This is a genomic window from Colwellia maritima, from assembly GCF_022669015.1.
GTDB classification, from domain to species: domain Bacteria; phylum Pseudomonadota; class Gammaproteobacteria; order Enterobacterales; family Alteromonadaceae; genus Colwellia; species Colwellia maritima.
In genome coordinates, this window is sequence record NZ_JAKKSL010000001.1 from 411255 (window position 1) to 425894 (window position 14640).

Below are 14640 nucleotides of genomic sequence, written 5' to 3' on the forward strand. Positions count from 1 at the left end.
CTAAAGAGCGGGTAGCTCGCTTAAAGGAGGGCAGTTGTAACAAATAGATTCTGGATCAATTTGTAATTCTAACACTGCAGCAAGTCCCGAATTTCGTGCGCGTTCAAATGCACCGGCAAAATCTTCAGTACGTGTTACCGTTTCACCATAGGCGCCAAAAGATTCAGCAAACGCAGCAAAATCGGGGTTAACTAATTCTGTTCCACTGACTCGGCCTGGATGACGACGTTGTTGATGCATACGAATAGTGCCATATAAGCCATTGTTGATGACTAAAATAATAGGTTTACCGCCATATTGAATCGCTGTTGCTAGCTCTTGGCCATTCATTAAAAAGTCACCATCACCTGAAAAACAAACAACGCGTCGGTCTTTATGAACGATACTCGCCATGACTGCGGCAGGAACACCATAACCCATAGCACCACTTACCGATGATAAATTAGTACCTTTACCACTGTATTGGTAAATTTTGTTTGGCCAGTCTGAACAGTTACCTGCACCTGTAGTAACGATGGTATTACGAGGTAACGTTTTACGTAAATGGGTCATTACTACGCCCATATCTAAATCGCCCGGCTGTGGCTCTGCTATCAAAGAGTCTAAATAACCTTCACGTAATGTTTCGCGCCAGTCAGCTAATGTTGCCTTTGTATTTAAATCAAGCTCGCTTAATGCTAATGCCATTTCGCTAATACCGGCGTTAATCATCAAGTCTGCTTTAAATACACGACCCAACTCTTCGGCTTGAGGGTATATATGAATAAATTTTGGCTTTAAAACCGGCGGTGTAAATACCGTGTACTTACAGGTTGTGCCTTCATCTAAACGCGCGCCAAATGCAATTAGTAAATCACATTCATCAATGGCTTTCGTTAAACTAGCAATATTTCCCCAAGCCACGTCACCCACATAACAGTCATGACGATTATCAAATAAACTTTGGCGTCGAGACGCCGCAGCAACAGGAATATTGTTGCGTAAACAAAAGTCTTCAAAAGCTAAGCGAGGTTCATCTTCCCAAGAAGCCGCTTCAATAATCACTAAAGGTTTTTTCGATGCTAATAACATTGACTGCATTTGAGCAAGTTCATTGGTACCAGGGCAGGTTCTTACCGGTACTGCCGGCGTCAAATCACCAACATCAGTTAGCTCTCGTAACATATCTTCAGGTAGAGCAAGTACTACAGGTCCTGGTCGTCCTGATTGAGCCACTTGAAAAGCACGATTAAGAAATTCAGGAATTCTAGTCGGGTCATCAATTTGTGCGGTCCACTTTGACATTTGACCGAACATACGACGGTAATCAATTTCTTGAAACGCTTCACGCTCTAGATTTTTACGCGGTACTTGACCAATAAGTAAAACCATTGCAGTTGAATCTTGGTAAGCTGTATGAACCCCAATCGACGCATTTGTTGCTCCTGGTCCGCGAGTAACAAAACAAACACCAACTTTACCCGTTAAACGAGCATACGATGTAGCCATAAAAGCGGAACCGCCTTCTTGTCTACAGGTGATGTATTCCATTCCTGTTTCATGTTCGTACAAAGCATCTAATGCTGAAAGGTAACTCTCACCAGGAACACCAAATACTTTATCAACCCCATTTATTGCTAATGCATCAATTAATACTTTACCACCAGTACGTTTCATCATCGTCTGTTCACTCATTCATAAATTTATTTTACGTATTAGTATTGAAGCTCTTATTTCTTGAATAAAATGAAGATACTAATACCCATTATTTTTACTCTTATGTATACATTGCATTTGATAGTAAATGATTATTAAACATTATTTCTACCAAACAATAACAAGATAGTTGGAACACTTTAGTTCAATCTAAAAGATTCCCGCAAACGAATTAATTTTGTCGATAAGTGAATAATATTCGCCGGTTGACAATGTTGATGAATGTATGTTGTTTATTATTATAAAAAATTCATATTCGGCTGAAATTGTTTCATTTGCCCACTCTTTAGTAATGAGGCAACATTCTTTACACAATTACCTTAATAGCGGATATGCTTAATGTCATATCAACATATTGAATTCTCTATCGACAAAGGCGTTGCTGTTTTAACCTTTAATCGCCCTGATAAATTGAATAGTTTTAATCAGGTAATGCACAAAGAAGTGCGTGAAGTTCTTAAAAAGATAAGTGCTGATAGCCATATACGATGCTTACTCATTACGGCTAAGGGTAACGGATTTTGTGCAGGACAAGATTTAAGTGAAAGAAAGTATGATCCTGATGCAGCCCCTATTAATTTAGGTGATTCAATAGAAAAAAATTACAACCCTTTGATTCGATTAATTCGTTCACTTCAACTGCCGGTTATTTGTGCTGTAAACGGTGTGGCGGCGGGAGCGGGAGCTAATATAGCGTTAGCCTGTGACATTGTTTTAGCATCTACCAAGGCAAGTTTTATACAAGCTTTTTGTAAAATAGGTTTAGTACCTGATTCTGGTGGAACATGGACGTTGCCGCGTGCAGTAGGCATGCCTAGAGCGATGGCTTTAGCCTTATTAGGAGATAAAATAACGGCGGAACAGGCTGAACAATGGGGAATGATATGGAAAACTTACCCACCTAACGAACTCTATGACGAAGCGATGAAAATGGCCGTTAACCTGTCGGAACAACCCACTTTAGGTTTAGCTCTCATTAAAAAAGCGTTACAAAGCTCCACACAAAACACTTTAGATCAACAACTTGATTTAGAACGTGATTTACAAACCTTAGCAGGACAGAGTCGTGATTACCAAGAAGGGGTCACGGCTTTTATGGAAAAACGTAAACCCAAATTTTTAGGTCATTAGCTTTTTGCGTTAAAAGTTAAGGATAAATGGATTTATTCTTAACTTTTATTCAATATTTCATTCCCTTGTTGTTGCATTAAATAGTGTAGATATCTTAATTTTCTATTTGTTTTATTAACACTTACTATTCGATAATATATTGAAATAGTAGAAATAATTATAAAAACACTGTATAAATTATATCTTTCATCGTGGAGTGTAACCTGATGCGCCGATTCCCACCGTTTGCTGCTTTACGATCATTTGAGGCGGCTGCTCGATATAATAATTTTAAATTGGCCGCTGAAGATTTATGTTTGTCTGCCTCAGCGGTTAGCCATCAAGTACGTTCATTAGAAGAGTATCTTGGCGTTCAACTATTCCATAGAGAAAAAGGAAAACCCACCTTAACCAGTATTGGCGCTGAGTACTTAGAAAAAATCCAAGATGTTTTCGACCGTTTAGAAAGTGCCACTAATGCAACAACCAAGCGCGGAACACGGTCTTCCTTAACGCTACAATTGCTTCATTCTTTAGCTTCTTGTTGGCTACTTTTGTTATTGCCTAAACTAAAAATACGCTGTCCAAATTTAGACATAAAATTAATGAGTGCTACTACTCCTGTTGAGTTTAGCAGCGGAGATATTGATGCTGCTATTAGGTATGGGGATGGCAACTGGCTAGGTTTACAAAGTGATTTTTTAATTGAAGATGAATTACTGTTAGTTTGCACCCCTGAAATTGCTAAAGACTTACCTAGCTTAGATAACTTAAAGCAACTTGAAACCCATACACTTATACACTGTAGTTTAACCCCAGATGAATGGAAAGAGTGGATTAAAGCAACAGGTAATGAACATTTTAGTAGTGATCATTGGTTAGACCTAGATAGCAGAGGCTTAGTATTAGAGGCTGCCTCTTCAGGCTTAGGGATTGCCATAGGAAGAATGCCCTATGTAGAAGAATATTTGCGAAATGGGCGATTAGTCGAACCCTATTCAATTAGAGCCAAAACAGGTAAAGGTTACTATTTAGTATATCCTGAACATCACGCTAAATTTGATAATGTAGTGCATTTGCGTGAATGGTTATTAGAAGAATGTCAGCCTAATACAACCGACTAAACACTCTATCTAATATCACTTAATGATTTCACTCAATGATTTGAAGTGGCATAGTTACTTTGAGTATAAAGCATTCACTCTTGTCATTGAGATATATGCGTCATCAATAATTCTATCTATAAGCTCTTTACAGGTTGGCACATCTTCTACTAAACCGACAGCTTGCCCACATGACCATATGGCATCATCAAGGTTTCCTTCAGAATATACTGATGGATTTCTTGTTCCTGTGATCAATGGCATGAGTTCATCTAAACTTGCACCACTTTGTTCTAAATCGAGCACTCTCATTGCCATACCATTTTTTGCAACTCGAGTTGGCGATTTTATTGTTTTTTGTACGATAACCGTATCATCTTCACTTGCGCTTTTCATCCAAGTTTTCACTGCATTATGAGCAGGGCATTCTTGGGTTGCAACAAAACGTGTTCCCATAATAATGCCTTCTGCACCCATACTTAATGCAGCCATTAAGCCTTGGCCATCAACAATTCCACCACCTGCAATAACAGGAATGCTGACGTTTTCAACTGCTTTACGAATCATTACCATGGTACCAACTTCAGACATACCTGGGTGACCGCCAGTTTCATTACCTACAACGCTGACAGCATCACAACCAATGCGTTCACACGTTAGCGCATATTGTGCCCCTGGTACTTTATGAATCACTTTCATATTAGCGTCTTTAAGCTGGTTCATATATTCTTCAGGACTACGGCCAGATGTTTCAATAACCTGTACACCTTCTTCAATACATATCTCAATATAATCTTGTGCTTGAAATTTTCGGGCTGTTGGAAATAAGTTAATATTGACGCCGAAAGGATTGTCAGTTGATTTTTTTAGTAGATGCAATTCATTACGGAAACTTTCTTCATCTGGAAAGGTTGCAGCCGTAATGATACCTAAGCCACCCGCATTTGAAACTGCTGCCGCTAATTGAGCTCGTCCTAAGCGAAACATTCCACCACAAATAATAGGGTGCTTTATATTCAGTAGTTCTGTTAAACGTGTATTAAACATGTTTATATCTCCAAAATTTTATTAAGCAAGGAATTTATATTCCTTGCTTATAAGTTAATAGCGTCGCTTAGTGGTGCGGAACAATCTCATGCCATACTCTTTCGCGTAATTCCCATGGCGTACCAAGTAATAATTGATAAGCCCGTGCTCTACGGAAAAATAATTGAACATCTACTTCCATGGTATACCCCATGCCACCCCATATTTGCGGGCAGTAAATGTCGATTTTTTCCCTGCTTCGCATGTTTGAATACAGGCAATAGCAATTTGGCTCAAGTCTCCAGTGACAGAGGCTTCTCTGACTAATAGATGTGCTGCTGATAATTCTAAAGCAGATTCGGCTAAACGATGCTGTACCGCTTGAAAACTACCGATAGGTTTATCAAATGCAATACGTTCTTTAGCATACTCAATGGCAATATCAGCGACTTGAGATGATAGCCCTACAATGTAGGCACAAGTCACTAAACGGAAATGATCAAAGGCTTTAGATAGCGATTGCCAATTCACCGGAATAAGGTCAGCATTTGCCAGATCTTCAGTACTAATTTGGCTGTAAGCATTGTTTGCTAAGTCTGGCATAGGCGTAGAATGCCAACCGGAAGTCGGTCTATTAATTAATGCAATGGCCGGTTGTCCATCTTGAAGCGTAGGTATAATTAATAACTCTGCTTCATCTAATTGATTAGCAATCCAAACATTATCTGAATCAAGTGCTGTTAGTCGTTCGAATTTAGTTGGTAATCCCATTAACGGAATAGCAAAAGCGACTCTTTTGTTACCTAGCGTAATACTGTCGATATCAACTTTATTTTGTGCGTATTCTGCTAACAAAGGTAAAGCAAGCGTAGCAGCTTCAGCAAAGGGTAATGGGTAGGCTGCGCGTCCCAATTCTTCTGCAATAACACAAGCCGAGATTAAACCTTCACTTTCTGTTTCTTGATACTGAAGAATTTCTAACCAACCGAGTTGAGCAAGTTTTTCCCAACTTTTATTTATTTGCGACCAATCACCTGCTTCTGCCGTTCTAACTAGTGTTAAAGGACTTTCAGATGTTGCAAAGCTTTGTGCTGCATTTCGAACCATTTCAGCTTCAAGATCAGTCATCGCTGCGTTTTCATCATAGTTTTGTACGTGGTTAGACAGATTCATGATCTTCCTCCTGCAAAATTGATTGTTTTAATTATCGGGGGCTTATTTTCTTTTTTAACTTTGAATTCAGCTATTTCTTGTAAAATTTCGTCGGTATGTTCACCTAATCGAGGTGGTGGTCTTCGTACTTTTCCACCTTCTCCAACGCGAACACCCGTTCCAACGCTTTGAACTTTGCCGTATCCAGGATAGTCATACTCGTAGAGAAAATTACTATCGACTACTTGTGGGTCTTCCATTACTTGTTCCGAAGCATTTGTAATGGTGCGTTTGGTACGCCTTGGGCTTCAAATAACCCTACCCATTCTTGGGTAGAACGTTTCAAAAAACGCGTTTCGGCAGTTAACGACAATTGACGACGTGCTTGATCAATTTCCTCTGTTGCCGGAAGACCATCAGGATTAGTATGCCAAGGGTCTTCCATGTCTAATAATTTCAAAAAGACAAGACGCTGAGGTACATTCAAACAACCAACCGTAATAAAGCCATCAGAGGTTTGATACGTACGGTAGTACAGCTCACGAGCACCAAAGGCGTTAGATTGTTTAGAAACTTCAGCCATTTTTTCTATGGTATTACCCTTTCTAACAGGTAATTTTACAGCCCCTTCAACAGTCAGCATTTTTTGACGTTGTAAACCTAGTGCCGCTTCAAGTAACGAAGCTTGAACTTTTTGTCCTTTGCCTGTTTGGTAGCGTTGAAACAAGGCACACATAATGCCGTAAAGCATATAGTGACCCGCAGTGAAGTCGACTAAAGCAACACCAAAGCATAGCGTTTAGGCACGCCACCATCAGGTGCAGGGTTAGAGCTTAATAAGCCACTGAATGCTTGTACAACTAGGTCATATCCTGGCTGAAGACTGCGTGAGCCACTAGGTCCGTAAGCGGTATTCGTGGTATAGATCAAACGAGGAAACAAATCCTTCAATTTTTCATAACCTAAGCCGTAACGTTCAGCCACACCAGGTCTGAAGTTGGAAACCATTACATCGGCTGTTTCTAATAGTTTTATTGCATTTTCTCGGCCTTCTTCTGTTTTTAAATCTAACACGACAGAACGTTTATTCCGGTTCAATGCCATAAAGCTTTGACTTACGCCGGGTGCAAAAGGGTCTTGATGGCGCCATTGTTCGCCGGTTGGCGATTCAACTTTAATGACATCTGCTCCCATATCACCAAGTAGCATGCAGCAAAAAGGACCCGCAACATAACCAGAAAAATCGACAATGCGAACACCGTTTAAAGGTAAATTATTAGTTGAATCATTCATCGTGGTAACTCCAATCCGCGAGTAGCAATAACACTTTTTTGAATTTCACTACTACCACCAACTAATGTTAACGCGGGGCTTGCACGATATAAGGCAGTCAATAAGCCATCATTTACCGCTAATTCAGAGCCATACTCAAATATTGCTCGAGTACCAATCATGTCAACAGCCGCATTGGCAATAGCTTGAGATAATAAACCTATGTACAATTTACCGTATGAAAATTCGTTACTAGTGCCCGTTCCTGCATCTAAATGACGGGCAATTAAGTAACCAAAAGTTCGGGATACTTGAGCTTGACTGTATAATTCAGCCATTTTTTCTTGTACTGCAGGTACATCAGATAAACGACCGCCATCAGGGGCTGTACCGTCTTTATGAATGTATTTAGATAAATCATCTAATGCACGTCGAGCCGCACCAATTCTATCCATCGCAGAGCGTTCTAAATCCAGGCTCTTCATTGATTGATGAAAACCGCGGTTTAACTCACCCACTAAATTTGCTGCAGGAATGCGCGCATTATCAAAGAAAACTTCGTTTATAACACCACCACCAAGTGTTTCAAAGGTGTTAACAGTAACGCCTGGTGTTTTCATATCGAGGATAAAAGTACTTATTCCTCGGTGTTTAACTGCATCAGGGTCAGTACGAGCAGCAAGATACATATGCGTAGCGACTTCGGCACTTGATGTCCATATTTTATGACCGTTAATGACATAGTTATCGCCATCTAAACGGGCTGATGTCCGTAAAGAACCAAAATCAGAACCTGCGCTAGGCTCAGAAAATCCTTGGCAAAGAATAGCTTCGCCGCTCGTGATCATTGGTAAGTACTTTGCTTTTTGTGCTTCCGTTCCGAAAATCATTAAGCTGTTACCAAAAACCTTCACAGATAATAGATATCCACTTAACGGTGCTCGAGCGTAACCTAGCGCTTCGTCAACAATGAATGTTTCAAGATGGCTGCAACTTTTGCCGCCATATTGCTCGGGCCAATGTCGACCAATCCAACCTGCTTGACCAAGTTGTCGATAGAATTCAACTGAATCTCCATCACTCATTGTTCCTTGGCGTTCAAGTCCTTTTGTTGTTTCAGGTATCAATTTTTCACAAAAGTCTAACACCTCTTGTCTTAGTGTATTTAGTTCATCATTTGTTGGTATTAGCCGCATATCAATCTCCGAGGCTGTTATAAAATTCAGCGATAGTTTAATTTCGATATTGACTAATATCGAAACATGAAACTATGTTGAATTGCTTTAACAAAAGGCACAAGAGAATTGGATTCAGCCGAGTGTGAATAGATTTTGATTTATTTGTAAGTGATTGTTTATATTTTGGTTAATGTTGATTTGTACTTGTGTATTTACATGAGTTTTATTAAAAACAAATGCATACACAAGGTTATATTAAGATGGATCTAGCAAGGAAAAAGTAAAGAGTAGGGCGCTTCTATTATGGTCATTAAAGTAACGATCGAAGCTATGATTTATTTTTAATAAACTTTCCTATTAATTCATAGGTTTTATCGCATTCAGCTTTTACTAAGCTATCAAGCAACATAAAAGCGTGGATCATGCCATCGAATGTGTGCTCTTCTACTTTCACACCAAGCTGTTTTAATACTTGTCCATAGGCAAGACCTTCATCCCTCAACGGATCACACCCTGAAGTAAAAATAAGTGTTTCTGGCATGCTTGAATCCATGGGCATAAATAAAGGTGAAACACTTTTTCTTGGCTCATTATGTTGAAAATAGTGTTTAAAATACCAGTTGATTTTACTTGTTTCTAATAGAAAACCAACGCCATTTTCTTCAATTGAAGGAAAACTCATAGAGTAATCAACACTCGGGTATATTAAAATCTGCTTATTTATTTTTATGTTATTGTTGTGCAAATTATGGCTAGCTAATGTTGTACAAATAGCACCACCTGCACTGTCACCAAGAATGATGAGTTGTTCATTATATTTTATGTTAGTTAACAGTGTTTGGTAATGTTCTAAAACATACTGACAATCATTAATACCTGCAGGGTAGGGATGTTCAGGGGCTAATCGATACTCCACGGCGATTACAATACAATGACCTGATTTAGCTATTTTTCGGCTAATCGCGTCATAAATTGTTATATCGCCACACATGTGACCGCCCCCATGATAATGAATAACGACAGGTAAGACTTCATCGGGAGTCGGACTATATATTCTGACGGGAATGCGATGTGAGACTGTGTCTAAGGTGTTTTCTGTAACATGCACTAATTCAGGACCTTGACCAATGAAAACTGCCAGTTTATCTAAATTCCCTCGCACTAAGCTAGGAGTAAATATAACGCCACTTGCTTTAGCCTCTTCAGCCGCTATGTTTGCTTGTTCAATAAAATCACTGAGTTTTGGGGAAATTATGCCTCGCATGATGATTCCTTTTTATTGTTTGAAACGTTTGCTTGTGGTGCTGTTTCTGGTAAGAAAAAGCTGCCGATGAAAAAGGTGCTGCTCACTGCGGTAATTAACACAAAGGCTGATGAATAGTCGCCTTGGTTCATATCAACGAGTTTACCAAAACTCCACAATACAACCGTAGCGACTAAATAGCTGATTGAATAAAACAAGCTAAAAACTACGGTGACTTTTTGTCCTGTCATTTTAGGCAATTCATGGGGAATAGTAACAAGTGCGGTAACGGGAAAGAATATAAAAAAGCCTAGCGCCATCGCACACAATGTTTGCAATAAATCAGACTGACCAAATGATAATCCCATTACCGTTAAGGTTATAATTAAGCCAGACCAACCGAATAACAGGTACGCGAGTGATAATTTTTTTACTGTAAAACACTCCTGCTAAGGTACCAACAATACCAGAGCCGATCACTAGTGCACTTTGGCTAATGCCTGCTTTAGGATAAAATGTAAATAAACAAATATAAAAGGCGAGAATGCCAGAATAGGTAAGTGCGTAAACCCAATTAAACTTATCTTTTAAGCCATCAGTGTAGGAGTAATGAGCCGGTTCTTGTATCGCTTGTTTTTCTGATGAATGCGCATCGTTAGTTTTGTTTTTAACCAATAACCAAGCAATACATAGTACCAAACTGGTTAAAGAGAAAAGAATCAGTGTGTTTTTCCAACTACCCGTTAGCCGGTTAAAATTATTCATTTGCCATAAGATAATACCCGTACCTACATTGAATGCCACGGCATTAATGCCATTTATTGTTGGTCTTTCTTCAGGGGCAAACCAAGCCATTACGATAGGGTTAAAGTACACAATCATGAAAGCACCGCCTAACCCCATTAAAAAACGACTAAGAAGTAATAGTTCATAATTGGGAGATAAGGGGGTTAACAAACCGATAGAAATTAAGAGGCCTGAAACCAAAAACGCATTTTTTATTCCTAACTTTAATGCCAAGGCTGCGGCGATAAAGGTGCCAACAATTTTAGCCAATGTCACCGCACCACTAATAAAACTAGCCGAGGCTAAACTATTAACCTGCATCGCTGACATAATTTGGCTCATACTTGCCGTGCCACCAACCCATGCCATAGCAAATAGGGTGTAACTGGTAAAAACAAGTATTGCTACTAAGTATTTATTATTTATTTTAGGTAAATTCATTGAGAAAACTTTAACTATAACTAACGACTTATACTGAGCTTAACTAAATAAATAAATCAATGATGTACTACCTTCGTTCACTGCGTTTTATTTATACGCATGATATGCTGATTTCATTGTGACAATATACTGATCAACTTCCAAAAAATAGAGGACTTATCATTGCTAGTTTGGCTTTCCCTTGATACTTGGCTAATTTCATTCATTTCAATTGCTTACTTATTATTATTGTTTGTCGTTGCCTACTGCGGTCAAAAGCAAAGTAAAAGCAAGTGGCTTTCTCGTCCTTGGGTATATAGTTTGTCGTTGGGCGTTAGTTGTACGTCGTGGGCTTTTTATGGCACGGTTGGTCAAGCGGCGACTACAGGAGCTTGGCTTGCGCCAGTGTATATAGGCTCAATTTTATGTTTAGTAGTCGCTTGGCCGATGTTGCTAAGAATACTGCGTATTAGTAAAGAACAGAACCTTACCTCAATTGCCGACTTTATTGCTTGTCGTTATGACCGTTCTCCTGTGATAGCTGCAGCAGTTACTTTGGTTGCTTTATTAGGCACTATTCCTTATATCGCTCTACAGTTGCGCGCTATTAGTAAAAGTTTTGATTTACTCACAGGCTCTTATCAATCTGGTATTAGCACTACCTTTATTGTCACCCTTGTTCTCATTATTTTCAGTATATTATTTGGTGCCAGACAAGTTGAAGTAAACAAACAGAACCAAGGTTTAGTGCCGGCCATTGCTTTTAGTTCTGTCGTCAAATTATTTGCGTTGACAGCGGTCGGTATTTTCGCCACATTTTTTATTTTTGATGGTGTCAGCGATTTATTTAACCACACTGAAAGTGCGCAACAAGTGTCATCCACAAACAGTATTTATTTGGCTGTATCACAAGCGTTATTAGGAATGATCACTATATTTATATTGCCACAGCAATACCATATGTTGATGATAGAAAACCATCATGAAAATGAATTAAAAAGTGCTCGCTATTTATACCCTTTATATTTAATTGCGATTAATACTTTTATATTGCCGATAGCGGCAGGGCAGAGTTTATTTCCAGGTGGTAATGTTGATGCTGATACCTATGTAATAACCATTCCTTTATTTTTTCAACAAGCTTGGTTAGGTGGTTTAGCGTATATAGGCGGTTTAGCCGCGGCAACGAGTATGGTTATTGTGGCGACCATAGTGTTAAGTACCATGGTTACTACAGAAATAGTGAACCCGCTATTACTGCACTATAATAGCTTTGTAAGCCAACAGAAAACGCAACTGTCAGGTCTTTTATTAAATATTCGCCGTGTGGCTATCGCCCTATTATTACTGCTAGCTTTGGTTTTTGAGCGCGTAATTGATCAACAAAACCACTTAGCAACGATTGGTCTTTTGTCATTTGTTTTGCTATCACAATTAGCACCGGTTGTGGGGGCTTTATATTGGCGAAAAGCAACGACAAAAGCTGCCTTAGTTAGCTTGACGGTTGGGAGTATGATTTGGTTATATACTTTATTATTGCCGAGTTTATTGCCTAACCTGGCTTGGGTTAACGCAGGACCCTGGGGATTAATTTGGCTTAAGCCATATGCCTTATTTGGTTTTACTTCTTTAGATCACATTAGCCATGGTCTATTCTTTAGCTTACTTGCTAATACAATGTGTTTTATTATTGTTTCGCTATTAAGTCACCGAAGTGTGTCAGAAAAGCTACAGACAGAGTTATTTATATATCAGCAACAATCTGATTTTGAACAACATTTGTCGTCTAAAGATTTATATCACCTCTTACAACGTTTTATTGATGATGCGGCGGCGAGCACTTTTTTACACAAGTTTGGTAAACCATTATCTAACGCACCGGTAAGTCGTGAATTGGTTGAACATACCCGTTTACAACTTTCCAGTATTTTAGGCTCGGCCTCTACTCGTATGGTAATGAAAGCCGTTACCACAAAACAGAGCATGCCACTGCAAGATGTAGTAAATATCGTTGATGAAGCCAATAAACTGTTTCAATTTAATCGTGAATTATTGCAAGCGGGCGTAGAAAATATAGAACAAGGGATTAGTGTTATTGATGCAGACATGCGTTTAGTTGCTTGGAATAAACGGTATGTTGAATTACTCGACTACCCTGAAAATTTTGTTTGCGTTGGTAAGCCCATTGCTGATCTTATTCAATTTAACGCCGATAGAGGTGTGATTAAAACTAATATGAACCACCTCTCGGATAACAGTGGTAAGGCAGATAGTAATGATGCCTTTATTAAACGCCGTATTGAGCATATGCGCCAAGGAAATAGTCATCATTTCCAACGAGAAATGCCCAGTGGTATTGTGTTAGAAATTCGAGGGCAAGCCATGCCAGGTGGCGGGTTTGTTAGTACATTTTCAGATATTACTGCCCATATTGAAGCGAAAAAGGCACTGCAACAAGCGAATGAAAATTTAGAACAGCGAGTAATAGAGCGCACGCTAGAATTAAGTAAAGCCAAAGCGGAGGCCGAGGCCGCAAACAGCAGTAAAACAAAATTTTTAGCAGCTGCTAGCCATGATTTAATGCAACCATTTAATGCGATGTCGTTATTTACCAATATGCTCAATAAAAAAGTAGAGAAGACAGATCTAAAAGAACTGGCAACGAATATTCAAAATTCTCTCAACGCGGCTGAAACCTTACTTTCGGATTTAGTTGAAATTTCACGACTCGATAATAGCTCACAAAAAATTGATAAGCACAATTTTTCAATTAATGACTTATTGATTCCGTTGAGCAAGGAATTTGCGGTATTAGCACAACAGGAAAATTTGGCTTTTCAGTATGTAAAATCCAGTTGTGTTGTAGAAACTGACCAAAGACTATTACGACGTGTAGTGCAAAATTTTTTATCTAATGCTATTAATTATTGTCCACAAGCACACCGTCAGGGCAAAGTATTGCTTGGTGTTAGGCATCAGCAAAATAATTGTATTATTGAAGTGTGGGATAATGGCCCCGGCATTCCAAAAGACAAACAAACTACTATTTTCAAAGAGTTTGAACGTTTAAATCCACACCAAGCCGCGTCAGGACTAGGCTTAGGGTTGGCTATTTCAGAGCGTATAGCTAAATTACTAGGTCTAACTATTTCAGTAAAGTCTACGCTTGATAAAGGCACTTGTTTTAGTATTTCCTTACCTCGTAATTACTCCAAACAGGCTAAAAAAAGTGCAAGCAGACCATCTACTTTTTCGCCAACAAGTAATGAGTTTGCAGACTTAAATGTTGTTTTAATTGATAACGAATCACTCATGCTGACCGCTATGCAAGCACAGTTGCAGGAATGGGGTTGTCGGGTAATGGCAGTAAAAGATGATAGCAGTTTATCAGCGGCGTTATCTGAGCAAGAGATGACACCTGCTATTATCATTTCGGATTATCACTTAGACAATGAACAAAATGGCGTTGATTTAGTAAGCAAAACTATGGCCAAATATGCTTGGCAAGCCCCTGTTATTATTTGCTCGGCTGACCCTTCAGAACAAGTGCGAGAACACACCAGTAATGCTAAATTTTCTTTTATGCGCAAACCAATTAAAGCGTTGGCGCTGAAAAAGTTAATGCGACAATTATTATCGCAATAAATATACAAGT

At 39.0% G+C, this 14640-nt stretch carries 14 protein-coding genes; 3 read left to right on the plus strand and 11 right to left on the minus strand.

Annotated features, from left to right (window positions below):
• Complete coding sequence (locus tag L3081_RS02020) at positions 1–1659, minus strand: thiamine pyrophosphate-binding protein (RefSeq protein ID WP_242283067.1); 1659 nt, start codon at positions 1657–1659, stop codon at positions 1–3.
• Between the two features lie 375 nt (positions 1660–2034).
• Between L3081_RS02020 and paaG the strand changes: the two genes are divergently transcribed.
• Entirely contained in the window at positions 2035–2826 is a 792-nt protein-coding gene (paaG, locus tag L3081_RS02025) for a 2-(1,2-epoxy-1,2-dihydrophenyl)acetyl-CoA isomerase PaaG (RefSeq protein ID WP_242283069.1), read from the plus strand.
• Between the two features lie 206 nt (positions 2827–3032).
• A complete protein-coding gene (locus L3081_RS02030; protein WP_242283071.1) occupies positions 3033–3929 on the plus strand; it encodes a LysR substrate-binding domain-containing protein in 897 nt (298 codons plus the stop codon).
• Between the two features lie 54 nt (positions 3930–3983).
• Here the strand turns inward: L3081_RS02030 and L3081_RS02035 are convergent, their stop codons facing one another.
• The 10 genes from L3081_RS02035 to L3081_RS02070 all read right to left on the minus strand — a co-directional run bounded on the left by L3081_RS02035 (position 3984) and on the right by L3081_RS02070 (position 11006).
• Positions 3984–4955, minus strand: a complete 972-nt coding sequence (locus L3081_RS02035) for an NAD(P)H-dependent flavin oxidoreductase (protein ID WP_242283073.1) — start codon at positions 4953–4955, stop codon at positions 3984–3986.
• A gap of 67 nt (positions 4956–5022) precedes the next feature.
• Complete coding sequence (locus tag L3081_RS27860; protein WP_338027070.1) at positions 5023–5136, minus strand: hypothetical protein; 114 nt, start codon at positions 5134–5136, stop codon at positions 5023–5025.
• The gene (locus tag L3081_RS02040) at positions 5127–6107 is read right to left on the minus strand and encodes an acyl-CoA dehydrogenase family protein (protein ID WP_242283074.1); all 981 of its coding nucleotides are present in this window, start codon (positions 6105–6107) and stop codon (positions 5127–5129) included. The genes L3081_RS27860 and L3081_RS02040 overlap by 10 nt, the downstream gene beginning before the upstream one ends.
• Entirely contained in the window at positions 6104–6346 is a 243-nt protein-coding gene (locus L3081_RS02045) for a hypothetical protein (RefSeq protein ID WP_242283075.1), read from the minus strand. The genes L3081_RS02040 and L3081_RS02045 overlap by 4 nt, the downstream gene beginning before the upstream one ends.
• Positions 6346–6837, minus strand: a complete 492-nt coding sequence (locus L3081_RS26165; protein WP_274620278.1) for a CoA transferase — start codon at positions 6835–6837, stop codon at positions 6346–6348. The genes L3081_RS02045 and L3081_RS26165 overlap by 1 nt, the downstream gene beginning before the upstream one ends.
• A 23-nt stretch (positions 6838–6860) precedes the next feature.
• Positions 6861–7379, minus strand: coding sequence for a CaiB/BaiF CoA transferase family protein (locus L3081_RS26170; RefSeq protein WP_274620279.1), 519 nt, complete (start codon positions 7377–7379; stop codon positions 6861–6863).
• Positions 7376–8554: an acyl-CoA dehydrogenase family protein gene (locus L3081_RS02055; RefSeq protein WP_242283077.1), complete on the minus strand. Its 1179-nt coding sequence runs from the start codon at positions 8552–8554 to the stop codon at positions 7376–7378. Before L3081_RS02055 ends, L3081_RS26170 begins: the two co-directional genes overlap by 4 nt.
• 310 nt (positions 8555–8864) lie before the next feature.
• The gene (locus tag L3081_RS02060; RefSeq protein ID WP_242283078.1) at positions 8865–9800 is read right to left on the minus strand and encodes an alpha/beta hydrolase; all 936 of its coding nucleotides are present in this window, start codon (positions 9798–9800) and stop codon (positions 8865–8867) included.
• Positions 9788–10147: a hypothetical protein gene (locus L3081_RS02065; protein WP_242283079.1), complete on the minus strand. Its 360-nt coding sequence runs from the start codon at positions 10145–10147 to the stop codon at positions 9788–9790. The genes L3081_RS02060 and L3081_RS02065 overlap by 13 nt, the downstream gene beginning before the upstream one ends.
• On the minus strand, positions 10122–11006 hold the full coding sequence (locus L3081_RS02070) for an MFS transporter (protein WP_242283080.1): 885 nt from the start codon (positions 11004–11006) through the stop codon (positions 10122–10124). Before L3081_RS02070 ends, L3081_RS02065 begins: the two co-directional genes overlap by 26 nt.
• A gap of 162 nt (positions 11007–11168) precedes the next feature.
• Between L3081_RS02070 and L3081_RS02075 the strand changes: the two genes are divergently transcribed.
• Entirely contained in the window at positions 11169–14630 is a 3462-nt protein-coding gene (locus tag L3081_RS02075; protein ID WP_242283082.1) for a PAS domain-containing hybrid sensor histidine kinase/response regulator, read from the plus strand.
• Positions 14631–14640: the final 10 nt, after the last annotated feature.

Bases quoted from the DNA above. Each gene is read 5' to 3' on its own strand.
- L3081_RS02020 (WP_242283067.1), bottom strand. From the start codon at position 1,659: ATGATGAAACGTACTGGTGGTAAAGTATTAATTGATGCATTAGCAATA.
- paaG (WP_242283069.1), top strand. From the start codon at position 2,035: ATGTCATATCAACATATTGAATTCTCTATCGACAAAGGCGTTGCTGTT.
- L3081_RS02030 (WP_242283071.1), top strand. From the start codon at position 3,033: ATGCGCCGATTCCCACCGTTTGCTGCTTTACGATCATTTGAGGCGGCT.
- L3081_RS02035 (WP_242283073.1), bottom strand. From the start codon at position 4,955: ATGTTTAATACACGTTTAACAGAACTACTGAATATAAAGCACCCTATT.
- L3081_RS27860 (WP_338027070.1), bottom strand. From the start codon at position 5,136: ATGGAAGTAGATGTTCAATTATTTTTCCGTAGAGCACGGGCTTATCAA.
- L3081_RS02040 (WP_242283074.1), bottom strand. From the start codon at position 6,107: ATGAATCTGTCTAACCACGTACAAAACTATGATGAAAACGCAGCGATG.
- L3081_RS02045 (WP_242283075.1), bottom strand. From the start codon at position 6,346: ATGGAAGACCCACAAGTAGTCGATAGTAATTTTCTCTACGAGTATGAC.
- L3081_RS26165 (WP_274620278.1), bottom strand. From the start codon at position 6,837: ATGCTTTACGGCATTATGTGTGCCTTGTTTCAACGCTACCAAACAGGC.
- L3081_RS26170 (WP_274620279.1), bottom strand. From the start codon at position 7,379: ATGAATGATTCAACTAATAATTTACCTTTAAACGGTGTTCGCATTGTC.
- L3081_RS02055 (WP_242283077.1), bottom strand. From the start codon at position 8,554: ATGCGGCTAATACCAACAAATGATGAACTAAATACACTAAGACAAGAG.
- L3081_RS02060 (WP_242283078.1), bottom strand. From the start codon at position 9,800: ATGCGAGGCATAATTTCCCCAAAACTCAGTGATTTTATTGAACAAGCA.
- L3081_RS02065 (WP_242283079.1), bottom strand. From the start codon at position 10,147: ATGGGATTATCATTTGGTCAGTCTGATTTATTGCAAACATTGTGTGCG.
- L3081_RS02070 (WP_242283080.1), bottom strand. From the start codon at position 11,006: ATGAATTTACCTAAAATAAATAATAAATACTTAGTAGCAATACTTGTT.